Origin of the sequence: Streptomyces sp. NPDC000134, from assembly GCF_042899225.1 — a bacterium.
In the GTDB taxonomy this organism is placed as follows: Bacteria; Actinomycetota; Actinomycetes; order Streptomycetales; family Streptomycetaceae; genus Streptomyces.
The window spans coordinates 20,541-43,004 of record NZ_JBIAZN010000012.1 but is presented as its reverse complement, the minus strand read 5'-3'; the positions used below and the strand labels follow the sequence as shown (position 1 = coordinate 43,004).

Genomic DNA, 22,464 nt, shown 5'->3' with positions numbered 1-22,464 from the left:
CATGCGCGGGAGCGCGCACGCCGGACCGACCCGGCCGCGCCGCAGGGCGGGGTCGTACGACGGCGGGAGCGGCAGTTGGTGGGCCGACGGGGGTAGCTCGGACAGCGGCGGTTCCTCCTCGGACGGGCATTCGGGCGGTCACTCTTGCGGGGGTGGCTCCTCCTGCGGGGGCGGGTCCTCGTGCGGGGGCGGCGGCGGGTGCGGGGGAGGGAGCTGACGGGGGCCGGGGGAACGGGGGTTCGGACCGCGGGGGGCGCGGGGGCATGGGGGCAGGGGGCCGGGGCGCCGGGGGAACGGCAGGTCCGGGGCCCGGGGGACACGGGGGAACGGGGGTGACGGGGGCGGTGGCCGGGTCGGGGGACCGGCCACCGCGCCCGGCGGACGGGTCAGTGCTCCGGCGTGCGCCCCACGGGGGTGGGCGCACGCCGGTTGAACAGTTGAGCTGTGGGGCCCTCTGAGGGATGGAAATACCACGAAGTTGGGTAAAAAAGCTGTGGTGGCGCCAGAGTTCGTGATTGCCTCTCCCTCACCGACGCAGCCCCCGGGCCACCCGTGGAGCCCTTCTGACCGGCCGACCGGGCTGACCGGGCCGTATGTCCGGCGCGTCCGGGACGCGCAGGCCCCACCACCTCCCCTTCCTTGTTGTGCTTGCGGAGCCGACCCATGCTCACGACCCTGAACACCGCCTATTCCGACACCCGCGCCGCCGACCTGGCCTGGGCCCTGGGCCGCGAACCGCTGCCCGCGCTGGCCACCCTCGACCTGGAACTGGCGGGCGCCCGAGTGCAGTTGAGACTTCTCGGCGCCTCCCACCAGGTCCTCCTGGAAGAGGAGGGCGGCGACTGCTCGGAGACGGTGGCGTGCATCGCGGGCAGCCGCACCCCGCTGCCGCTGGGCATCGCCAAGCGCGTGGGCGACTGGGAGTACGAGTTCGCGGCCCGGGTGGAGCGGCTCGCGCCCGGCGCGTTCGCGGGCCGGGCCCAGGAACTGCTGGCCCTGGTCTCCGACCATCCGCACGGCCTCGTCGGCGTCTTCCCGGGCAGCCCGTACGCCTTCACCGCCCTGCTGGCCCAGCGCCGGGGCGGACAGGTGCACTGGCGGACCTGGCACGCCTATCCGCAGGACGGCCAACTCGTCGCCACCCGGACCCGGGTGGGGGTACGCCCCGGCGCGCTCCGGCTCAGTCGTTCCGGGGCGGGAACCGCTTAAACCCGCGGTGCCCCGCTGAACCACGGTTCCACACGTGTGGGTGACGGAAGGCAGTCCCGACGTGACGTACGGTCACTCCGTGATCGAACCGCACGCGTCCGCCCCGTCCGGCTCCCCGCCGCCCGGGGACGGTCCCGGCGGTCCCCGCGGCGGCGCCGTCCGCCTGCCCGTCCGGCCGGGCACCGGACGCTTCCTGGTCCTCGCGGGCGTCTTCGTCTGCGCGGCCTGCGGGCTGGTGTACGAACTCGAACTGGTCGCCTTCGCCTCGTACTTGATCGGCGACTCGGTGACCCAGGCGTCCGTCGTGCTGTCCGTGATGGTCTTCGCGATGGGCGTCGGCTCGCTCGCCGCGAAGAGGCTGCGCGGGTTCGCGGCCACCGCCTTCGGCGCGGTCGAGGCCGCCCTCGCCCTGGTCGGCGGCGGCAGCGCCATGGTGCTGTACGCCGTGTTCGCCTGGACCGGCGACTGGGGCGGGCTGTGGGCCCACGCGCCCCGGGTGCTGCTGGTCGCCTTCTCGCTCGCCATCGGGCTGCTGATCGGCGCCGAGGTGCCGCTGCTGATGGAGCTGATCCAGCGCATCCGCCGGCAGGACGCGGGCGGCGCGGTCGCCGACCTGTTCGCCGCGGACTACGTCGGGGCGCTGGTCGGGGGGCTGGCCTTCCCGTTCCTGCTGCTGCCGTTCCTGGGCCAGTTGACCGGCTGCCTGCTCACCGGCACCGTCAACGCGGTGGTCGGGGCCGCGCTGGTCCTCGGCCTGTTCCGGCGCGACCTGTCCCGCCGGACCCGGCACCTGCTGCTCACCGCCAACCTCGCCGTGATCGCCGTCCTCGGCACCGCCGGGGTCCTCGTCGACGACTTCGAACGGGCCGCCCGGCAGGCCGTCTACGGGGCGGACGTCCGGGTCGCCGAGCGGACCGGCGCGCAGGAGGTGGTCCTGGTCGGCGGCACCGGCGGGCGGCCGGCCGCGCTGTACCTGGACGGGGAGCTGCGGGCCGGCGGCGGGGAGGGGCGCCGCTACCACCAGGCGCTGGTCCGCCCCGCGATGACCGGGGCGCACGCACGCGTGCTGATCGTCGGCGGGGGGGACGGGCTGGCGGCGCGGGAGGTGCTGCGGTACCGGGGCGTACGGCGGGTCGACGTCGTCGCCCTCGACGCGCGGCTCGTCGCGATGGCGCGGCGCGATCCCGGGCTGTCCGCGCTGAACGGGCACGCGTACGGGGACCCGCGGGTGCGGGTGACGACGGAGGAGGCGTTCCGGAAGCTGCGGGGGGTGCCGGCCGGGACGTACGACGTGGTGATCGCGGATCTGCCGGACCCCCGGGACGCGGCCGGTACGAAGCTGTACTCGCAGGAGTTCTACGGGCTGGTGCGGGGGGTGCTGACGCCCGGGGGGCGGCTGGTGGTGCACGCGGGGGCGGCGGCGGGGCGGGGGTTCTGGACGGTGGAGGCGACGGTGCGGGCGGCGGGGCTGCGTGCGGTGCCGTATGCGGTGCGGGAGTGGGGGTTCGTGCTGGCGGGGCGGGAGGTGCGGCCTCGGGTGGGGGGTGGTGGGGTGCGAGTGGCGGGGGCGGGGGGTGGGGTGCCGCCGTCGACGCTGGTGCATCCGCGGTATTGAGGGGGTGGGGGAGATCGGGGGGGCGGGGCGGTGGGTCGTCGGATGCGGGTACGTCGTGGCTGGTCGCGCAGTTCCCCGCGCCCCTGGGGGGGTGGGTGGTGGGTGTCGGTGGGTGTGTGCGGGAGTGGCGTGGCTGGTCGCGCAGTTCCCCGCGCCCCTGGGGCATGTCCTGGGCGCCCGTCGGAAAGGGAGGGCGGTCCGTCCCTCCCCCCGGCTGGGGCGGACCGCCCGTCCGTGTCGGAATCTAGAGGGGGGCGCCGGGTAGCGGAATGCCGCCGTCGGTTGATGTTCGGGTGGGGCTGCAACTTCCGCGGTACGGCGGGAGGGGGACGCCGCGGGGCGGCGTCGGATCTACGCTGCCAGGATGCGTCTGCACCCGTCGGCGGCCGACGGCCTGATCGCCGCCGCGCTGGCCACCGTGGCCGTACTGCTCGGCACCGAGGCCGTCGCCCAGGGGTGGCCCGCGCTCGACCCGCTCGGCTGGGCGCTGGTCGCGCTGATCGATCTGCCGCTCGCGCTGCGCACCCGCGCCCCGCTCGCCGTCTGCCTCCTCGTGCACGCGAGCTGGGTGGTGTACGTCAGCCTCGGATACTGGCCGGTCGTCGGGTCGTTCGGCCCGATGCTCGCCCTCTACACCGTCGCCTCGCTGCGGTCGACCCCGGCCGCCGCCGCCTCGGCCGCGCTGCTCACCGGGGTCTGGATCTACGCCGGCGTGATCAGCGGCACCGGCGCGATGGCGTCCGTCGTCGGGCAGGCCATCGGCTTCCCGCTGGTGCTGTGGCGGTTCGGGTACGTCGCCCACCGGACCACCGAACTGACCCGGGAACTCCGCGCCGAACAGGCCGACCGCGCCCGGCGCGAGGTCGCCGAGGAACGCGTGCGCATCGCCCGGGAGCTGCACGACGTGGTCGCCCACCACATCGCCGTCATCAACGTCCAGGCGGGCCTGGCCCGTTTCGTCTTCGGCTCCGACGCCCGCACCGCCCGCGAGGCCCTCGGCACCATCGAGGGCTCCAGCGGCGAGGCCCTCGCCGAACTGCGCCGGATGCTCGGCCTGCTGCGCGCCGACGGCGCCCAGGAGGCGGCCGGCGCCCCCGCGCCCGGACTGGACCAACTGGAGGAGATGGCCGGCCGGGTCCGGGCCGGCGGCGTCCCCGTCGACCTGCGCGTCACCGGCGAGCCCCGCCCGCTGCCGCCCGGCGTCCAGCTCTGCGTCTACCGGGTCGTCCAGGAGGCCCTGACCAACGTCCTCAAGCACGCGCCCGGCGCGCACGCCGACGTCGAACTCGCCTACCGCGCGGGCGAGGTGACGGTATCGGTGGTCGACGACGGCTCCGCGCAGCGAGCGGTTCCGGACACAATGCGGCAGGGCGGCGGACATGGCTTGATCGGTATGCGGGAGCGGGCCAAGCTCTACGGCGGGACGATTGCCGTCGGCCCGCGCAGCGAGGGGGGATTCGGCGTGCGACTGACCCTGCCTACGCCGGTACGGACCGCACGCCGGGGAGACGCCGTCCGGGAATGAGCACCGCAGACCAGCCCAGGGACCGACCCATCCGCGTACTGGTCGTCGACGACCAGTTCCTCGTCCGTACCGGACTGGTCGCCCTGCTGCGGGCCGCCCCCGGCACCGAGGTGGTCGGGGAGGCCGCCGACGGGGCCGAGGCGGTGGCGCTGGCGGCGGCGACCCGGCCGGACGTCGTCCTGATGGACATCCGGATGCCCGGCATGAGCGGCATCGAGGCCACCGGGCAGATCCTCGCCGGGGCGGTCGACCCCGCGCCCCGCGTGCTGATCCTGACCACCTTCGACCTCGACGAGTACGTGTACGGGGCGCTGCGCGCCGGCGCCTCCGGGTTCCTGCTCAAGGACGCCGGGCCGGAACGGCTGCTGGCGGCGGTCGCGGCCGTGCACGGCGGCGACGCGCTGTTCGCGCCCGCGGTCACCCGGCGTCTGGTGGAGGCGTTCACCCATATGTCGCACGCGACCTCCGCGGACCCGGGGCCGCCGCCCGGCCTGGACACGCTGACCGGGCGGGAGACCGAGGTGCTCCGGCTGGTCGCCCGGGGGCTGACCAACGCGGAGACCGCCGACCGGCTGTTCATCAGCGAGGCCACGGTGAAGACCCACCTCAACCGGGCGATGTCCAAGCTCCGGCTGGCCAGCCGCGCCCAGGCGGTGGTGCTGGCGTACGAGACGGGACTGGTCACGCCGGGGGACCGGGGCGCCGGGTGACTTCGTGCCGACCGGGGGTGCGTGCGGCGCCCGCTGGGTAGGCTGCGTCGACATGGAGCATGAGGTGTTCGTTCCGGTTCCGGCCGAGCGGCTCAGGGAGGTGCTGTCCGACCCCGCCCGGGTCGCCGGCGCGGTACCCGGGCTCCAGCAGGACGCGGGTGCCGAGCCCGTCGCCGGACGGCTGAAAGTACGCGTCGGCAGCCACTCCGTCACCTACCGGGGCACGGTACGGGTCACCCGCGGCGACGACGGGACGTACGCCGTCGAGGGCGAGGGCGCCGAGACGCGCGGCACGGGCAGGGTGACGCTGGCGCTGACCCTGCGGCTCGCGGACGCCGAGGGCGGGACCGCGGTGGCGTACGCGGGGACGGCCACGGCGACGGGCCGGCTCACCGAGCTGCCCGCCGACGCGGTCGCCGCCGCCGGGACCCGGCTGCTCACCCGCTTCGCGGAGAACCTGGGAGCGGCGGCGCAGCGCCCCGCCGACGAGACGGCCTCCGGGGCCGCCACCGTCTTCGACACCGAGGTCCCCCCGCCCGCGCTCGACCCCGCCGCCGACCCGGACCCCGCTGCCGGCCCCGCCGCCGACCCGGACCCGGCCCCCGCCCCCGCTCCCAGCCCCGCCGCCACCCCCGCCCCCGCCGACCAGGACCCGCCCGCCGAGGCTGCGCACGCGCGGCGGACGATGATCGGGCGGAGCGCGGAGGAGGTGGACCACGCCCCGCCGCGCGGCCGGTACGCCCCCGTGCCCGCGCCGGAGGCCACCGCCGCGCCGACCTCCCTGCGCTGGGCCGCGCCGGCCGCCGCGCTGGTCGTGGCGTCGGCGATCGTGGTGGGGCGGGCACTGCGCCGGCGGCACTGAGGCGGCCAGTAGGGTCGGGGCGTGAGCAACGAACCCATCACGCTGACCGCGGGTGACGCGGAGGCGACCGTGCTGCCGGGCAACGGCGGCCGGGTCGGCGGGCTGCGCGTCGGCGGCGTAGAGCTGCTCCGCCAGGGCGACCGCTACGGCTGCTTCCCGATGGCGCCCTGGTGCGGACGCGTCCGCGAGGGCCGGTTCCGGGACGGCGCCACCGTCCATCAGATGCCGCTGAACTCCCCGCCGCACGCCATCCACGGCTTCGTCCGCGACGCCGCCTGGCGCACCGCGCGGGTCACGCCGACCGAGGCCGTCCTCACCTGCGAACTCACCGACCCGTGGCCGTACCCCGGCCTGGTCACCCAGCAGGTCGCGCTGAGCGAGGACGCGCTGACGCTGACCATGTCGGTGGAGACGTACCAGTCGTCGTTCCCGGCGCAGTTGGGCTGGCACCCCTGGTTCAACCGGACCCTCGGGGACGGCGCCGGTGTCACGATCGGCTTCGACGCCGCCTGGCAGGAGGAGCGCGGCGCCGACCACCTGCCGACCGGCAACCGGACCGAGCCGGAGCCCGGACCGTGGGACGACTGCTTCGGGATGCCCGACGGCGTCGACGTCACCCTCACCTGGCCGGAGCGACTGGAGCTGAAGGTGACCAGCCCCGAGCGGTGGGTCGTGGTCTACGACGAGCAGGAGGCCGCCGTGTGCGTCGAGCCGCAGACCGGCCCGCCGAACGGGCTGAACACCCTGCCGCGCCTGGTCACCCCGCTGGAGCCGCTGGAGGCGACGACCACCTGGCGCTGGCGCCGCCTTTAAGCTGACCGGCATGAGTGACGTCAACGCAGTAATGCCCTCAGGAACACGCGGCGCGCTGCTGCAGCAGATCAAGGACAAGGCCGTGGTGCGCGGCAAGGTGACCCTCTCCTCGGGCCTGGAGGCCGACTACTACGTCGACCTGCGCCGCGTCACCCTGGACGGTGAGGCCGGGCCGCTGGTCGGGCAGGTGCTCCTGGACCTGACCGAGGACCTCGACTTCGACGCCGTGGGCGGGCTGACCATGGGCGCCGACCCGGTCGCGGCGGCCATGCTGCACGCCGCCGCCGCCCGCGGGCGGCGCCTGGACGCCTTCGTGGTCCGCAAGGCGGCCAAGGCGCACGGGCTGCAGCGCCGCGTGGAGGGCCCGGACATCGCCGGCCGCCGGGTCCTGGTGGTGGAGGACACCTCCACCACCGGCGGTTCCCCGCTCACCGCCGTCGAGGCCGTGCGCGAGGCCGGCGCCGAGGTCGTCGCCGTCGCCACCATCGTCGACCGGGCGACCGGCGCCGCCGAGAAGATCGAGGAAGGCGCGGGTGTGCCCTACCGGTACGCCTTCGGCAAGGACGAGCTGGGCCTGGACTGAGCCCGGACCCGGGTCCGCTCGGAGTATCCCGCCACGTCTGGAAGGATGGGGCCGACGATGACGTCGCCCCCAAGGTCTAGGTCAGGGCCGTAAGAGACGCACCACGCCCACCCGCACATACAAGGAGCGGACAGATGCCCATCGCAACTCCCGAGGTCTACAACGAGATGCTGGACCGGGCGAAGGCGGGGAAGTTCGCCTACCCGGCCATCAACGTGACCTCCTCCCAGACCCTGCACGCGGCCCTGCGCGGTTTCGCGGAGGCGGAGAGCGACGGCATCGTTCAGATCTCCACCGGCGGTGCCGAGTTCCTGGGCGGCCAGCACAGCAAGGACATGGTGACCGGCGCGGTCGCCCTGGCCGAGTTCGCGCACATCGTCGCCGAGAAGTACGACGTGAACATCGCGCTGCACACCGACCACTGCCCGAAGGACAAGCTCGACGGGTATGTGCGTCCGCTGCTGGCCGTCTCCGAGGAGCGGGTCAAGGCCGGCCGCAACCCGCTGTTCCAGTCGCACATGTGGGACGGTTCGGCGGAGACCCTGGCCGACAACCTGGCCATCGCCACCGAGCTGCTGGAGCGGGCCCGCGCCGCCAAGATCATCCTTGAGGTCGAGATCACCCCGACCGGCGGCGAGGAGGACGGTGTCTCGCACGAGATCAACGACTCCCTCTACACCACGGTCGACGACGCGCTGCGCACCGCCGAGGCCCTCGGCCTGGGCGACAAGGGCCGCTACCTGCTGGCCGCGTCCTTCGGCAACGTGCACGGCGTCTACAAGCCGGGCAACGTCGTCCTCCGCCCGGAGCTGCTGAAGGAGCTGAACGAGGGCGTCGCCGCGGAGTACGGCAAGCCGGCCGGCTCCAAGCCGTTCGACTTCGTCTTCCACGGCGGCTCCGGCTCCACCGAGCAGGAGATCGCGACCGCGCTGGAGAACGGCGTGATCAAGATGAACCTGGACACCGACACCCAGTACGCGTTCACCCGGCCCGTCGCGGGCCACATGTTCGCCAACTACGACGGCGTCCTGAAGATCGACGGCGAGGTCGGCAACAAGAAGACCTACGACCCGCGCACCTGGGGCAAGCTGGCCGAGGCCGGCATGGCCGCCCGCGTGGTCGAGGCGTGCGGCCACCTCCGCTCGGCCGGCCAGAAGATCAAGTAACCGCCGAAAGGCGTACGACGGGCCCGGCACCCTCGCGGTGCCGGGCCCCGGCCATGCCGCAGACTGGGACGCATGGCCATTCACGAGAACCTGCTCGGGGGACCGCCCCCGACCCACCTCCCCGACGACCCCCGGCCGCGCGAGCTGCTCGCGGCCGGCACCCCGCCCGCCGAGGTCGCCGCCCAGCACCCCACGTCCTCCCTGGCCTGGGCGCGGCTCGCGGACGACGCGTTCGAGCGGGGCAGCGTCGTGGAGTCGTACGCGTACGCCCGGACCGGCTACCACCGGGGGCTGGACGCCCTGCGCCGCAGCAACTGGAAGGGGCACGGGCCGGTGCCGTGGGAGCACGAGCCGAACCGCGGCTTCCTGCGCGCGCTGCACGCCCTGGCCCGCGCCGCGCAGTCGATCGGGGAGAAGGAGGAGTACGAGCGCTGCGCGCAGTTCCTGCGCGACTCCTCGCCGACCGCCGCCGACGTGCTCGGCTGACGCTCCCGGGCCCGTCTGTGCGCAGGCGGGCCTTGCGGTTCGCTGGGACGATTGCGGAGGATGCCGGTGGGGACCGGGGCCCCCGTGCCGGTAACGGCAGGGGCGGACCGCTACCCGAAGTGCCATCAGGAGACAGCGATGTCCCACGACGCCCCGAATCTCGACTTCGCGGGCAGCACGCCGTACGAGGACTACGTCAAGGCGGACGTGCTCACCCATCTCCAGCGCACCCTCTCCGACGATCCCGGAGAGATGGTCTTCCTGGTCACCACCCAGGTGATGGAGCTGTGGTTCACCGTCATCGTCCACGAGTGGGAGACCGCGGCCCGCGCGCTGCGCGAGGACCGGGTGCCGGTCGCGACCGACGCGCTGAAGCGGTCGGTGCGGGAACTGGAGGCGCTGAACGCCTCCTGGACGCCGCTGGCCGGGCTCACCCCGGCCCAGTTCAACTCCTACCGGGGGGCCCTCGGCGAGGGCTCCGGTTTCCAGTCGGCGATGTACCGGAAGCTGGAGTTCCTGCTCGGTGAGAAGTCCGCGTCGATGCTCGTCCCGCACCGCGGCGCCCCGCGCGCCCACGCCGAGCTGGAGAAGGCGCTGCACGAGCCGAGCCTGTACGACGAGGTGGTCCGGCTGCTGGCCCGGCGCGGGTACGGCATCCCGGACGCCGTGCTGCGGCGGGACGTGTCCCGGGCGTACGAGGCGGTGCCCGAGGTGGAGGCGGCCTGGACGGCCGTGTACTCCGGCGACCAGAACGGCGAGCTGGCCCGGCTCGGCGAGGCGCTCACCGACGTCGCCGAGCTGGTGTGGCGCTGGCGCAACGACCACCTGGTCGCCACCCGCCGCGCGATGGGCGCCAAGACCGGCACCGGCGGTTCCGCCGGGGTGGCCTGGCTGGAGAAGCGGGCCCGCAAGAACGTCTTCCCCGAGCTGTGGACGGCGCGGTCCCATGTCTGAGCTGATGAGCGCCGCGGCGGAACTGGACGCGGCCGACGAGCTGGCCGCCGTGCGGGAGCGGTTCGTGCTGGACGACGTCGTCTACCTGGACGGCAACTCGCTGGGCGCGCTCCCCGCGCACGTGCCCGGACGGGTCGAGGACGTGGTCCGCCGACAGTGGGGCGAGCTGCGCATCCGGTCCTGGGAGGAGAGCGGCTGGTGGACCGCGCCGGAGCGGACCGGCGACCGGATCGCCCCGCTCGTCGGCGCCGGCCCCGGGCAGGTCGTGGTCGGCGACTCGACCAGCGTGAACGTCTTCAAGGCGCTGGTCGCCGCCGTGCGGATGGCGGGCGAGGACCGGGACGAGATCCTGGTCGACGCCACCACCTTCCCCACCGACGGGTACATCGCCGGGTCGGCGGCCCGGCTGACCGGCCGGACGCTGCGCCCGGTGACGCCCGCCGAGGTGCCGTCCGCCGTCGGCGGGCGCACCGCCGCCGTGCTGCTCAACCACGTCGACTACCGCACCGGCAGGCTGCACGACCTGCCCGCGCTCACCGCCGCCGCGCACGCGGCCGGGGCGTACGCCGTGTGGGACCTGTGCCACAGCGCGGGCGCGCTGCCGGTCGGGCTGGACGAGCACGGCGTCGACCTGGCGGTCGGCTGCACCTACAAGTACCTCAACGGCGGGCCCGGCGCGCCCGCGTACCTGTATGTGCGCCGTGGCCTCCAGGACCGGTTCGACTCGCCGCTGCCGGGGTGGAACTCGCACGCCGAGCCGTTCGGGATGGCGTCCGGGTACACCCCGGCCGCCGGTGCGGCGCGCGGGCGGGTCGGTACGCCGGACATCCTGTCGCTGCTCGCCCTGGAGGCGGCCCTCGACGTGTGGGACGGGGTGCCGGTGGCGGCGGTGCGGGCCAAGTCGCTGGCGCTGACCGACTTCTTCCTGCGCTGCGTCGAGGAGTACGTGCCGGCCGGCCGGGTCGAGTCCCTGACGCCGGCCGCGCACGCCGAGCGGGGCAGCCAGGTGGCGCTGCGCTGCCCGGACGCCGGGGACGTGATGGAACGGCTGGTGGCGCAGGGTGTGGTCGGGGACTTCCGGGCCCCGGACGTGCTGCGGTTCGGGTTCACTCCGCTCTACACCTCCTTCGCGGACGCGGAGCGGGCGGCACGGGTGCTCGGCGTCACCCTGAGCTGACGGCCCGGCCCTCACCCTGCGTCACATCCCCGTGTTCACGCACGTCACCGGCCTGATACCGTCCCGCCAACGGCCGGTTCCTTTCCCCGGGTCCGTCAACACCGTTACGCCGCTGAGAGGTTGGAGCATGCCGGACACCACTGCGGGCGACGACGCGGAGGAGAAGTCCGCCTTCTCGCATCCGGCGGTCGGCCCCGACGGCACCGCCGCGTACGGGGACCACCCCGACCAGGTGATCGACTTCTACGCGCCGCGCCGGGCGGCCGGTCCGGGCGGCCCCGCCCCGGTGGTGGCCGCCCTGCACGGCGGCGCCTGGCGGGACGCGTACGACCGGCGGCACCTCAGCCCGTTCGCCGCGTTCCTCGCCCGCCGGGGGTTCGCCGTGGCCAGCGTGGAGTACCGGCGGGGCGGAGCCGGGGGGAGCGCGGGGCGCTGGCCCGCCACCTTCGACGACGTGGCCGCCGCGCTGGACGCGCTGCCCGCGCTGGTGCGCGCGCATCTGCCGGGTGCCGACCCGGACCGCACGGTGGTCACCGGCCACTCGGCGGGCGGCCACCTCGCCCTGTGGGCGGCGGCCCGGCATCTGCTGCCCGCCGACGCCCCCTGGCGCACCGACCGGCCCGTGCCGCTGCGCGGGGTGGTCGCCCTCGCCCCGATCGCCGACCTCGCGCTGGCCGCGCGGCTCGATGTGTGTGCCGACGCGGCGAGTCAACTCCTCGGACCGGAGGAGGAGTTCGCCGAGCGGCGGCCGTACGCCGACCCGGCGCTGCTGCTGCCCACCGGCATCGCCACCACCCTGGTCCAGGGCCGGGCCGACGCGGTGGTGCCGGCGGCCGTCGCCGAGTCCTACGCCGACGCGGCGGCGCGGGCCGGGGAGGTGGTGGGCGTGACCCTGCTGGAGGACGTCGGCCACTACGCGGTGATCGACCCGGCGGCGGACGCCTGCGCGGTGGTCGCCGAGGAGATCGCCCAACTGGCCTGGTGACGGGCCGGGGCGACCCGCCCCGTCGTACCCGTCATACCTGAGAGCTACCTCCGCGGTCGGCTCTCCGGCGGGACGCCGACGACACCCCCCGGCCCGTAACTTCTTCTCCCGGACGGCCCGTCGAGGGCCCACGGGAGGGGAGCGGGCATGGCGGGACGATGGTGGCGCGGCGCATTGGCGGCCCTGCTGGCCGGGGCCGTGGTGCTGCCCCTGTCCGCCGCGGCCCGGCCCGGGGTGCCCGCCCCGGCCCCGGCCAGGACCGCCCCGGTGACCCGGGCGACCCTGGACGCGGCCTACGCCGCCCACCGGGCCGGCGCCGCCGAGGCCGCCCGGAGTGCCGACGCCCACGGCGACCGGCACCGGGCGGCCGCCGACCGCGCGCTGGCCGACCCCGCCCGGCACCTGCTCGCCTTCGACGGCCGGGGCACCGGACGGGTCACCGAGGTCTTCGGCGACCTCGCCCGCGCCGACCGGGTCGCCGTCCTGGTCCCCGGCTCCGACACCGGCCTGGACACCTACGGCCGGTTCCGCGCCGCCGCCCTCGCCCTGCACCGGCGGCTCGGCGACGCCCGTACGGCGGTGGTGGCCTGGCTCGGCTACGAGACGCCCGGCACGGTCGGCCTCGCGGTCACCACCACCGGCCGCGCCGAGGAAGCCGCCCCGCGCCTGCGGGAGTTCGTCGCCGGGCTGCGCCGCGTCACCGGCCCCGGCACGCACGTCTCCCTGCTCTGCCACTCCTACGGCTCGGTCGTCTGCGCCCGCGCCGCCGCCAACCTCGACGCCGCCGACATCGCCCTGGTGGGCAGCCCCGGCACCGGCTTCCGTACCGCCGCCGGCCTGCGCACCGGCGCCCGGGTGTGGGCGGCCCGGGGCGCCGGCGACTGGGTGGCGCACGTGCCGCACGTCCGCGTCGGCCTGTTCGGCACCACCGTCGGCTTCGGCACCGACCCCGTCTCCCCGGCCTTCGGCGCCCGCGTCTTCGCGGCCGGCGACGGCGGCCACAGCGACTACTTCGCCCCCGGCTCCCCGTCCCTGACCAACCTGGCCCGGATCGTCCTGGGCGAGACCACCGAGGTGACCCATGACTGACCTCACCCCGCACCGGGGGACCGTCCGCCGCGCCGCCGCCCGGATCGGCGCCGCCACCCCCGCCGGCCGCGACCGGGCCGTGGACGCCCTGCGCGCCCTGGCCATCCTCGGGGTGGTCCTCGGGCACTGGCTGGTGACCGCCCTCGTCGCCGACGGCCCCGCGCTGCGCGCGGCCAGCCCCCTCCAGTACCTCCCCGGGCTGGCGCCGGTCTCCTGGGCGTTCCAGACCCTCGCCGTGTTCTTCCTGGTCGGCGGCCACAGCGCCACCCGGAGCCTGGCCTCGGCCCGCGCCCGGGGCATCCCGTACCGGCGGTGGCTGGCGGTGAAGCTGGCCCGGCTGTTCCGGCCGGTCGGGGCCGTTCTCGCGCTGTGGACGGTGGTGACGGTGCTGCTCCTGCTGACCGGCGCGGACCTCACCACGGTGCGGACGCTGGTGAAGCTGGCGCTGTCCCCGCTGTGGTTCCTGCTGGTGTTCGCCGCGCTGACCGCGGCCACCCCGCTGGTGGCCCGGCTGCACCCGCTGTGGCCGCTGGCCGTCGTCCTCCACGTCGACCTGCTCCGCTTCGGCCTCGGCGCTCCCGACCGGCTCGGCTGGGCCAACCTGGCCGCGGGCTGGCTGGTCCCGTACACCCTCGGCGCCGCCTGGACCCGCGGCGAACTGGAACACCGCCGCGCGGGGTGGCTCCTGCTGCTGGGCGGTACGGCGGCCACGGCGGCGCTGGTGGCGTGGGCGGGCTATCCGGCGGCCATGGTGGGCGTCCCCGGCGCCCCGGTGTCCAACCTGAACCCGCCGACGCTGGCCGCCGTCACCTTCGGCCTCGCCCAGTGCGGCGCCGCCCTGCTGCTGCGCGAGAGGCTGCGCGCCGCCCTGCGGCGGCCGGTGGCGTGGGCGGCGGTGGCGCTGGTCAACCTCTCGGCGATGACGGTCTTCCTGTGGCACCAGACGGCCCTGATGGCGACCACGGCCGCCGCGCTGTCCGCCGGCCGCCTGCCCGGCCTGCACACCCGCCCCGAGGGCCCGGACTGGATCGCCGCCCGGATCGCCTGGCTCCCGGTGTTCGCGCTGGTCCTGGCCGGGTGCTGGGCGGCGTTTCGGCCCTGGGAGCGGCCGGGCCGGCGCCGCCGGCCCCGGGTCGTGCGCGTGCACCGGCCCGGCCGTACGGGGACCGCTCGGCCTAAGGTGGAGGCGTGATGGGCGGGGGGAGCCGGATACGGCGCTGGGCGGCGGTGCTGCGTGATGACCTGTGCACGGTACGGGCCGATCCGCTGCCGCCGTCGGTGTGGCTGCGGTGGCTGCCGCACGGGCTGGTGTGCCTGACCGCGTTCGCGATGCTGACGGTCGGGCTGGAAGAGTACGACGGCGAGCTGGGCTTCGGCCTCGCCTTCGCGATCGTGTCGGCGCAGAGCGGTGCGATGGTCCTGGCCCTGTGGCGGCCCCTCCCGGGGTGGTGGCTGTCGGCCGGCGCCATGGTGGCGGGGGCGGTGGCGGTACGGGGCCGGTTGCCGGCCGGGGACGCCGACGGCTTCACCTGGCCCTGGACCGTGGCCGGCCTGGTCGCCCACGCCTTCGTGCTGCTGCTGCTGGCCCTGCGCGTGCCCACCCGGGTGGCCGTCGAGGCGCTGGCGGTCACCGCGCTGGTCACCTACGTCCTCCAGGGGCTGTGGGGCGCCTGGAACCACCAGGCGACCGGGCTGCTCGCGGTGCTGCTGTCGGCGGTGGTGGTGGTCGTCGGCACCGCCCTGCGCGGGCGCCGGGTGGCCCGCGCCCAACTGGCCCGGCAGACCACCCTCACCGCCGAGGAACGGGCCCGCCGCACCCTGCTGGAGGAGCGCAGCCGGATCGCCCGCGAGCTGCACGACGTGGTGGCCCACCACATGTCGGTGATCTCCATTCAGGCGCAGGTCGCCCCCCACCTGGTGGCGGACCCGTCCGAGGAGCTGAAGGAGAACCTCGCGGGCATCCGGCAGAACGCCCTGGAGGCCCTCACCGAACTCCGCCGGGTCCTCGGCGTCCTGCGCTCCGAGCACCCCGGCCCCCTCGACGAGGGCACCGGCCCGGCCCCGCACACCCCGCAGCCCACCCTCGACCGGCTGGCCGCGCTGGTGGAGAACACCCGGGCCGCCGGGCTCGCCGTCACCACCGAGGTGCGCGGCGACCGCCGGCCGCTGCCGCCCGGCGTGGAGCTGTCGGCGTACCGCGTCACCCAGGAGGCGCTCAGCAACGTCCTGCGCCACGCGCCCGGCGCGACGGCCCGGGTCCGCCTCACCCACCTCCCCGACGGCCTGCGCGTCGAGATCCGCAACTCGCCCCCGCTGCACGCCCCGCCGCCCTCCCGGGGCGCCGGGCACGGGCTGCTCGGGATGCGGGAGCGGGCGGCGATGCTCGGCGGCACCCTGACCGCCGGTCCGGCCCCCGACGGCGGCTACGAAGTCTCCGCGTTCCTGCCGGCCGGCGCCGGCGACCACCCGACCCACCCCGCACCCGAGGACGGCACCCGATGACCGGCGCACCCATCCGCGTACTGATCGCCGACGACCAGCAGATGGTCCGCCAGGGCTTCACCGTGCTGCTCAACGCCGAACCCGGCATCGAGGTGGTCGGCCAGGCCGTCGACGGCCTGGACGCCGTCGCCCAGGTCGCCGGACTCGCCCCGGACGTCGTCCTGATGGACATCCGGATGCCCGAACTCGGCGGCATCGAGGCCACCCGCCGCATCACCGGCGCCACCCCCGGCATCCGGGTGCTGGTGCTGACCACCTTCGACCTCGACGAGTACGTCTACGAGGCGCTGCGCGCGGGCGCCTCCGGCTTCCTGCTGAAGGACGCCTCCGCCGACCAGCTCGCCGAGGCGGTCCGGGTGGTCGCCGCCGGGGACGCGCTGCTCGCGCCGAACATCACCCGGCGGCTGATCACCGAGTTCGCCCGCCTCGACGACCGGCCCCGCGCGCCCGCGAAGGCACGGGTCGGCGAGCTGACCGAACGGGAGACGGAGGTCCTGGCGCTGATCGCGGGCGGCCTGTCCAACGCGGAGATCGCCCGGCACCTCGTCGTCGCCGAGCAGACGGTGAAGACCCATGTGAGCCGCGTCCTGGTCAAACTCGGCCTGCGCGACCGCACCCAGGCGGCGGTCTTCGCCTACGAGTCGGGGCTGGTCAGACCGTCGGGCCGCTAGGACGGGTCCCTAGTACTTGAGACGGACCCGGAAGGACCCTTCTCACTGCGGACGACGCCGTGTCCCGTGCCGCCCTACGGTTCTGTACGTGACCGAGACGACCCAGACACCGCCCGCGCAGCCGGGTACCCCGGAGGTCCAGCTCGCCGCGAGCGCCCTGCGCGGGCTGCGGCAGGACCTGATGCACGACGCCTTCGCCTACCGCCCGCTGCCCCGCGCGGACCTCGGCGGCGCCCTCGCCCGACGCCTGCCGGGCCGGATGCGCGAGCGGGCGGGGTGGCTGCCGCACGCCACGGTGGTGGTGGCCGCGCTGCTCGCCATGGCCGTCTCCTTCGGCGGCACGACCGGCGGCGGCAGGAACCTCGAACTGCTGTACGCGCTGCTCGCCCTCGGCCCCGTGCTGCTCACCCTGGTCCGGCCGGTCGGCGCGTTCTGGGTCTCGCTCGCGGCGGCGCCGGTCACCGTGCTGTTCGCCGCGGCGTGGGACGAGTGGCCGTGGTCGCCCGGCAGCTTCGCCTGCCACCTGGTCGTGGTGACGGTGGTGGCGCTGCGCACCCGGCCCCGGACGGCGGCCTGGATGTGGCTGCTCACCGCCGTCTACAGCGTCGGCGCCGACACCGTCCTCGGCGCCGACTACTACAACTCCAACAGCGGCCCGCTGCTGGTCGTCACCGCCCTCGCCCTGCTCGCCGTCGCCGTCTGGCACACCCGCCGCGAGGCCCGGCAGGAGGTCACCGCCCAGCGGACGGTCACCGCGCACGAGCGTTCCCGCCGCACCCTCCTGGAGGAGCGGACCACCATCGCCCGCGAACTGCACGATGTGGTGGCGCACCACATGTCGGTGGTCGCCATTCAGGCCGAGGCCGCCCCGTACCGGGTGCAGAACCCGCCGCCGGAGCTGGAGCGGGCCTTCGCCACCATCCGGGAGAACGCGGTGGCCGCCCTCACCGAACTCCGCCGCGTCCTCGGGGTGGTCCGCGCCGAGGACCACGCGGCCCCCGACGCCCCGCAGCCCACCCTCGCCGACCTGGACGGGCTGCTCGCCAACGTCCGCGACGCGGGCCTGACCGTGGAGAAGGCGGTGACCGGCGCGGTGCGGGAACTGCCGCCCGGCGTGGAGCTGTCGGCGTACCGGATCGTGCAGGAGGCGCTGAGCAACACCCTGCGGCACGCGCCCGGCGCCCCGGCCCGCGTCGAGGTGGCGTACGTCCTCGGCGGCCTGGGCCTCCGGGTCGTCAACGGCCCGGTGCCGGCCACCTCCCTGGTCAAGCCCTCGCCCGGCGCCGGGCACGGCATCACCGGGATGCGCGAGCGGGTGTCCATGCTGAACGGCGAGATGACCGCTGGGGCGACCGACGAGGGGGGCTACGAGGTGGCGGTGTTCCTCCCGGTCACCGCCGCCCGCGAGGAGGAGGCGTGACCATCCGGGTGCTGATCGCCGACGACCAGATGATGGTGCGCGAGGGTTTCTCGGTGCTGCTGGGCGCGATGCCCGGCATCGAGGTGGTCGGCGAGGCGGTCGACGGCCGGGAGGCGGTCGAGCGGGTCCGCGAACTCGCCCCGGACGTCGTGCTGATGGACATCCGGATGCCCGAGCTGAGCGGCATCGAGGCGACCCGCGAGATCGTCGCCGCCGACGCCACGGCCAAGGTGCTGGTGCTGACCACCTTCGACCTCGACGAGTACGTGTACCAGGCGCTGCGCGCGGGCGCCTCCGGCTTCCTCCTCAAGGACGCCTCCGCCCGCCAACTCGCCGACGCCGTAAGGGTGGTGGCCGCCGGGGAGGCCCTGCTCGCCCCGTCCGTGACCAAGCGCCTGATCACCGAGTTCTCCAAGCTCTCCGAGGCCCCCCGCACCGCGCCCGCCGCGCAGAGCGCGTACGGCGAACTGACCGAGCGGGAGACGGAGGTGCTGGTGCTGATCGCGCAGGGCCTGTCCAACGCGGAGATCGCCGGGCGACTGGTGGTCGCCGAGTCGACGATCAAGACCCATGTCAGCCGTGTCCTGGTCAAACTCGGCCTGCGCGACCGCACCCAGGCCGCGGTCTTCGCCTACGAGGCCCGGCTGGTCACCCCGGGCTGAGGTACCCCGCTGGTCAGCGGCCCGCGCGGCGGCTACCGTCCGGTCATGGCCGCCTTCGACCCCTGGGACCCCGCGTTCGTCGCCGACCCGTACCCCGCCTACGCCGCGCTGCGCGCGAAGGGGCGGGTGCACTGGTTCGAGCCCAGCGGGCAGTGGCTCGTGCCGCGGCACGCCGATGTGTCGGCGCTGCTGCGCGACCGGCGGCTCGGGCGGACGTATCAGCACCGGTTCGGCCACGAGGAGTTCGGGCGGACGCCGCCCCCGCCGGAACACGAGCCGTTCCACACCCTCAACGACCACGGGATGCTCGACCTGGAGCCGCCGGACCACACCCGCATCCGCCGGCTGGTGTCGAAGGCGTTCACCCCGCGCACGGTGGAGCGGTTGCAGCCGTACGTGGACGCCCTCGCCGGCGACCTGGTGGACCGGTTGGTGGCGGCGGGCGGCGGCGACCTGCTGACCGACGTCGCCGAGCCGCTGCCGGTCGCGGTGATCGCCGAGATGCTCGGCATCCCCGAGTCCGACCGGGCCCCGCTGCGCCCCTGGTCGGCCGACATCTGCGGCATGTACGAGCTGAACCCGTCCGAGGAGGCGGCGGCGCGGGCGGTGCGCGCGTCGGTGGAGTTCACGCGGTACCTGCGCGGTCTGATCGCCGAACGGCGCGAGGAACCCGGCGACGACCTGGTCTCCGGTCTGATCGCCGCCCACGACGAGGGCGACCGGCTCACCGAGCAGGAGATGATCTCCACCTGCGTGCTGCTGCTCAACGCCGGTCACGAGGCCACGGTGAACGCCACCGTCAACGGCTGGTGGGCGCTGTTCCGGCACCCGGAGCAACTGGCCGCCCTGCGCGCCGACCACTCCCTGGTCCCCACGGCGGTGGAGGAGCTGATGCGCTACGACACCCCGCTCCAGCTCTTCGAGCGGTGGGTGCTGGAGGAGATCGAGATCGACGGCACGGTGCTGCCGAGGGGCGCGGAGGTGGCGCTGCTGTTCGGCTCCGCCAACCGCGACCCGGCGGTCTTCGCCGACCCGGACCGCCTCGACCTGGCCCGCCGGGAGAACCCGCACATCTCCTTCAGCGCCGGCATCCACTACTGCATCGGCGCCCCGCTGGCCCGCATCGAACTCGCCGCGTCGATGCGGGCCCTGCTGGAACGGGCCCCGGCACTGGCCCCGGCCCAGGACCCCGGGCGCAAGCCCGGCTTCGTGATCCGGGGACTGGCCGGGCTAGCGGTCCGGGTCTGAGCCGCGGCGGTTCCCCCGGCGGCCCAGCAGCCTGGCCGCCGCCGCCCCGAGCAGGGCGGGCAGCAGCGCGCCGCCGGCGAGGACGAGGGGGAACTCCAGCAGCGCGGCCCCGTAGTCGGTGCCCTCGCCCTCGAAGCCGTGGCCCAGGTGCCGCCGGGTGCGGCCGGACGTCCCCCACAGCCACAGCGCCGTGGTGGCGCCGGCCGCCGACAGCAGGCAGCCGGCGCAGGTCACCGCGTCCCGGTTCGCTCCGCGCACGACCGCTGGAGACGTCCCGGCCCGGCCGCCGGTTCCGTCAGGTCGTCAGGTCCCGGCGCCGCAGCCCCGCCAGCCCCGCCGCCGTGAGCAGCGCGGCCAGGGCCGTCAGCAGCAGGACCGGCGGCCAGTCCATCGCCGCGCCCGGCAGCTTCGGCAGATGCCCGTACGGCGATACGTCCAGGACCGCCCGGGGCACGTCCAGCGCCGGTCCGATCCAGCCGAGCAGCAGCACCGCCCCGGCCACGCCCCACGCCGCGACCGCCGCCCGGGGCAGCAGCCCGTGCAGCAGGACGGCCGCCCCGCCGATCACCCACACCGCCGGCACCTGCGCCAGGCACGCGCCGAGGATCGGCCCGAGGTCCCGGCCGTACCCGAGGGCGTAACCGAACCCGGCGAGCAGCAGGATCAGCGCCGCCCCGCCGAACGCGACCACCAGGTGCCCGGCGGCCCAGCGCAGTCTCCCCACGGCCCCGGCGAGGACGGGTTCGGCCCGCCCGGAGGTCTCCTCGGCGTTCAGCCGCAGCACCGAGCCGACGACGTACAGCGCGGCGATCAGCCCGAGCGTGCCGACCATCGCGGACACGAACGTGTCGGTCACCCCGGCCCGGCCGCCCATCCGCGCGATCACCTCCCGCGCCCGCTCGTTGTCCCCGAGCAGATCGGCCGCGCCCTCGGTCATCGCGCCGTACACCAGCCCGGTGACGAGGAAACCGGCGCACCAGCCGAGGACCGAGCCGCGCTGGAGCCGCCAGGCCAGCGCGCCCGCCGTGCCCAGGCGGCCGTGCGCCGGGCCCGGCCGGGTCGGCAGGAAGCTCATGCCCACGTCCCGGCGGCCGGTCAGCCCGTACGCCACCGCGCCCTGGACCAGCGCCGCCCCGGCGACCAGGAGCAGCACCCACCAGCGTTCCCCGGCGAAGGGCCGCAGGTTCTCCTGCCAGCCCAGCGGGGAGACCCAGGTCAGCGGCGAGGAGCCGTCGGCGGTGGCCGAGTCGCCCGCCGCCCGCAGCACGAAGGCGGCGCCCAGCACCCCGGCGGTCAGGCCCCGGGCGAGCCGGGCGCTCTCGGTGAGCTGGGCGGCGATCGCGGCCATGGTGGCGAAGACCAGGCCGGCGCCCCCCACGCCCGCCGCGAAGGCGACCGCGCCGGCCGTGCCCCGCGCGGCCAGCCCGGCGGCGAGCAGCAGCGCGAGCACGGTGTCGGCGACCACCGCGGTCAGCAGGGCCGCCGTGAGCGGGGCGCGGCGGCCGACCATGCCGGACTGGACGAGTTCCTGCCGGCCGCTCTCCTCCTCGTCCCGGGTGTGCCGGACGACGATCAGCAGGCTCATCACCGCGGCCAGCACGGCGGCGTACACGCCGATCCGCCAGGCGGTGAGCGCGCCGAGGGAGTCGCCGAACAGGGGGCCGACCATGGCCCGCAGCGCGGAGTTGGTCTCCATCTGCCGGACCAGGCCGGCGCGTTCGGCCGCCGTGCCGTACAGGCTCTTGAGGGCGCCGGGCATGGAGAGCACCAGCAGGGCGTTCACCGCGACCCAGACCGGGATCAGCACCCGGTCCCGGCGCAGCGCGAAGCGCAGGAGGGTGCCGGTGCCGGCGAGCGGGCGGGACCCGCCGGGCCGTACCGCGAGGGCCGTGGCGGTCATCGGGTCTCCTGGTAGTGGCGCAGGAAGAGTTCCTCCAGCGTGGGCGGGACCGAGGTCAGGGAGCGCACGCCCGAGGCGCCGAGCGACCTGAGGACCGCGTCGAGGTGGCCGGTGTCGACCTGGAGCCGCACCCGGTGGCCCCGCACGTCGAGGCCGTGCACGCCGGGCAGCTCCGACAGCCCGTCCGGCGGACCGGCCAGCTCGGCGGTGACGCTGGTGCGGGTCAGATGGCGCAGCTCGGCGAGCGAACCGCTCTCCACCGTCCGCCCCTTGCGGATGATGCTGACCCGGTCGCACAGCTCCTCGACCTCGCTGAGGATGTGGGAGGAGAGCAGGACCGTGCGGCCCCGGTCCCGCTCCTCGGCGACGCAGCGCTGGAAGACCTCCTCCATCAGCGGGTCCAGTCCGCTGGTCGGCTCGTCCAGGATCAGCAGGTCGACCTCCGAGGCGAACGCGGCGACCAGCGCGACCTTCTGCCGGTTGCCCTTGGAGTACGTCCGGCCCTTCTTGGTCGGGTCCAGCTCGAACCGCTCGGTCAGGTCCGCCCGCCGCCGGGTGTCCAGCCCGCCGCGCAGCCTGCCGTACAGGTCGATGACCTCGCCGCCGGAGAGGTTGCGCCACAGCGTCACGTCACCGGGGACGTACGCGATGCGGCGGTGCACCTCCACCGCGTCCGACCACGGGTCGCGGCCGAGGACCCGCGCGGCGCCCGAGTCGGCGCGCAGCAGGCCGAGCAGGACGCGGATGGCGGTGGACTTGCCGGCCCCGTTGGGCCCGAGGAACCCGTGCACCTCGCCGGACTCCACGTCCAGGTCGAGGCCGTCGAGCGCGTGCGTGCGGCCGAACGCCTTGTGGAGTCCGGCGACGCTGATTGCCTTCGTCATGGT

Annotated in this window: 22 protein-coding genes; 19 read left to right on the top strand and 3 right to left on the bottom strand. The window is 75.4% G+C overall.

Annotation, left to right across the window (positions count from 1 at the left end; translation table 11 throughout):
- Positions 1-663: 663 nt before the first annotated feature.
- The 19 genes from ACFY32_RS19285 to ACFY32_RS19195 all read left to right on the top strand — a co-directional run bounded on the left by ACFY32_RS19285 (position 664) and on the right by ACFY32_RS19195 (position 19,677).
- Positions 664-1,209 carry a DUF2617 family protein gene (locus ACFY32_RS19285; RefSeq protein WP_390674806.1) on the top strand — a complete coding sequence of 182 codons (546 nt, stop codon included), beginning with the start codon at positions 664-666 and terminating at the stop codon, positions 1,207-1,209.
- Positions 1,210-1,288: 79 nt separating this feature from the next.
- Positions 1,289-2,824 (top strand): polyamine aminopropyltransferase, encoded by a 1,536-nt coding sequence (locus ACFY32_RS19280; RefSeq protein ID WP_390674805.1) that lies wholly within the window; start codon positions 1,289-1,291, stop codon positions 2,822-2,824.
- A 364-nt stretch (positions 2,825-3,188) separates the two neighbouring features.
- Positions 3,189-4,349, top strand: coding sequence for a sensor histidine kinase (locus tag ACFY32_RS19275; RefSeq protein WP_390674804.1), 1,161 nt, complete (start codon positions 3,189-3,191; stop codon positions 4,347-4,349).
- Complete coding sequence (locus ACFY32_RS19270) at positions 4,346-5,059, top strand: response regulator (protein ID WP_390674803.1); 714 nt, start codon at positions 4,346-4,348, stop codon at positions 5,057-5,059. The genes ACFY32_RS19275 and ACFY32_RS19270 overlap by 4 nt, the downstream gene beginning before the upstream one ends.
- Before the next feature lie 52 nt (positions 5,060-5,111).
- Entirely contained in the window at positions 5,112-5,921 is an 810-nt protein-coding gene (locus tag ACFY32_RS19265) for an SRPBCC domain-containing protein (protein WP_390674802.1), read from the top strand.
- Positions 5,922-5,942: 21 nt separating this feature from the next.
- Positions 5,943-6,734 (top strand): aldose 1-epimerase, encoded by a 792-nt coding sequence (locus ACFY32_RS19260; protein WP_390674801.1) that lies wholly within the window; start codon positions 5,943-5,945, stop codon positions 6,732-6,734.
- A 10-nt stretch (positions 6,735-6,744) separates the two neighbouring features.
- Entirely contained in the window at positions 6,745-7,317 is a 573-nt protein-coding gene (pyrE, locus tag ACFY32_RS19255; RefSeq protein WP_390674800.1) for an orotate phosphoribosyltransferase, read from the top strand.
- Positions 7,318-7,451: 134 nt separating this feature from the next.
- The gene (gene fbaA / locus ACFY32_RS19250; RefSeq protein ID WP_390674799.1) at positions 7,452-8,483 is read left to right on the top strand and encodes a class II fructose-bisphosphate aldolase; all 1,032 of its coding nucleotides are present in this window, start codon (positions 7,452-7,454) and stop codon (positions 8,481-8,483) included.
- Between the two features lie 72 nt (positions 8,484-8,555).
- Positions 8,556-8,969 carry a DUF3151 domain-containing protein gene (locus ACFY32_RS19245; RefSeq protein ID WP_359189965.1) on the top strand — a complete coding sequence of 138 codons (414 nt, stop codon included), beginning with the start codon at positions 8,556-8,558 and terminating at the stop codon, positions 8,967-8,969.
- Between the two features lie 138 nt (positions 8,970-9,107).
- Entirely contained in the window at positions 9,108-9,923 is an 816-nt protein-coding gene (locus tag ACFY32_RS19240) for a tryptophan 2,3-dioxygenase family protein (RefSeq protein WP_359189963.1), read from the top strand.
- Positions 9,916-11,100 (top strand): kynureninase, encoded by a 1,185-nt coding sequence (gene kynU / locus ACFY32_RS19235; RefSeq protein WP_359189960.1) that lies wholly within the window; start codon positions 9,916-9,918, stop codon positions 11,098-11,100. Before ACFY32_RS19240 ends, kynU begins: the two co-directional genes overlap by 8 nt.
- Positions 11,101-11,227: 127 nt before the next feature.
- On the top strand, positions 11,228-12,085 hold the full coding sequence (locus ACFY32_RS19230) for an alpha/beta hydrolase (protein ID WP_359189957.1): 858 nt from the start codon (positions 11,228-11,230) through the stop codon (positions 12,083-12,085).
- A 147-nt stretch (positions 12,086-12,232) separates the two neighbouring features.
- Positions 12,233-13,174 carry an alpha/beta hydrolase gene (locus ACFY32_RS19225; RefSeq protein WP_359189955.1) on the top strand — a complete coding sequence of 314 codons (942 nt, stop codon included), beginning with the start codon at positions 12,233-12,235 and terminating at the stop codon, positions 13,172-13,174.
- The gene (locus ACFY32_RS19220; RefSeq protein ID WP_359189952.1) at positions 13,167-14,366 is read left to right on the top strand and encodes an acyltransferase; all 1,200 of its coding nucleotides are present in this window, start codon (positions 13,167-13,169) and stop codon (positions 14,364-14,366) included. The genes ACFY32_RS19225 and ACFY32_RS19220 overlap by 8 nt, the downstream gene beginning before the upstream one ends.
- On the top strand, positions 14,366-15,676 hold the full coding sequence (locus ACFY32_RS19215; RefSeq protein ID WP_359189949.1) for a sensor histidine kinase: 1,311 nt from the start codon (positions 14,366-14,368) through the stop codon (positions 15,674-15,676). The genes ACFY32_RS19220 and ACFY32_RS19215 overlap by 1 nt, the downstream gene beginning before the upstream one ends.
- Positions 15,673-16,347 carry a response regulator gene (locus tag ACFY32_RS19210; protein WP_390674798.1) on the top strand — a complete coding sequence of 225 codons (675 nt, stop codon included), beginning with the start codon at positions 15,673-15,675 and terminating at the stop codon, positions 16,345-16,347. The genes ACFY32_RS19215 and ACFY32_RS19210 overlap by 4 nt, the downstream gene beginning before the upstream one ends.
- 88 nt (positions 16,348-16,435) lie before the next feature.
- On the top strand, positions 16,436-17,767 hold the full coding sequence (locus ACFY32_RS19205) for a histidine kinase (RefSeq protein ID WP_359189943.1): 1,332 nt from the start codon (positions 16,436-16,438) through the stop codon (positions 17,765-17,767).
- Positions 17,764-18,429 (top strand): response regulator, encoded by a 666-nt coding sequence (locus ACFY32_RS19200; protein ID WP_390674797.1) that lies wholly within the window; start codon positions 17,764-17,766, stop codon positions 18,427-18,429. The genes ACFY32_RS19205 and ACFY32_RS19200 overlap by 4 nt, the downstream gene beginning before the upstream one ends.
- Positions 18,430-18,474: 45 nt before the next feature.
- Positions 18,475-19,677 carry a cytochrome P450 gene (locus tag ACFY32_RS19195; protein ID WP_390674796.1) on the top strand — a complete coding sequence of 401 codons (1,203 nt, stop codon included), beginning with the start codon at positions 18,475-18,477 and terminating at the stop codon, positions 19,675-19,677.
- On the opposite strand, the gene ACFY32_RS19190 is transcribed toward ACFY32_RS19195, so the two are convergent.
- From ACFY32_RS19190 to ACFY32_RS19180, 3 genes are read right to left on the bottom strand one after another with little or no spacing between them, the layout of a single operon-like run.
- Entirely contained in the window at positions 19,660-19,935 is a 276-nt protein-coding gene (locus ACFY32_RS19190; protein ID WP_359189936.1) for a hypothetical protein, read from the bottom strand. The genes ACFY32_RS19195 and ACFY32_RS19190 overlap by 18 nt on opposite strands.
- 37 nt (positions 19,936-19,972) lie before the next feature.
- Positions 19,973-21,577: an ABC transporter permease gene (locus ACFY32_RS19185; protein ID WP_390674795.1), complete on the bottom strand. Its 1,605-nt coding sequence runs from the start codon at positions 21,575-21,577 to the stop codon at positions 19,973-19,975.
- Positions 21,574-22,461, bottom strand: a complete 888-nt coding sequence (locus tag ACFY32_RS19180) for an ATP-binding cassette domain-containing protein (RefSeq protein WP_390674794.1) — start codon at positions 22,459-22,461, stop codon at positions 21,574-21,576. The genes ACFY32_RS19185 and ACFY32_RS19180 overlap by 4 nt, the downstream gene beginning before the upstream one ends.
- Between the last annotated feature and the right edge of the window lie 3 nt (positions 22,462-22,464).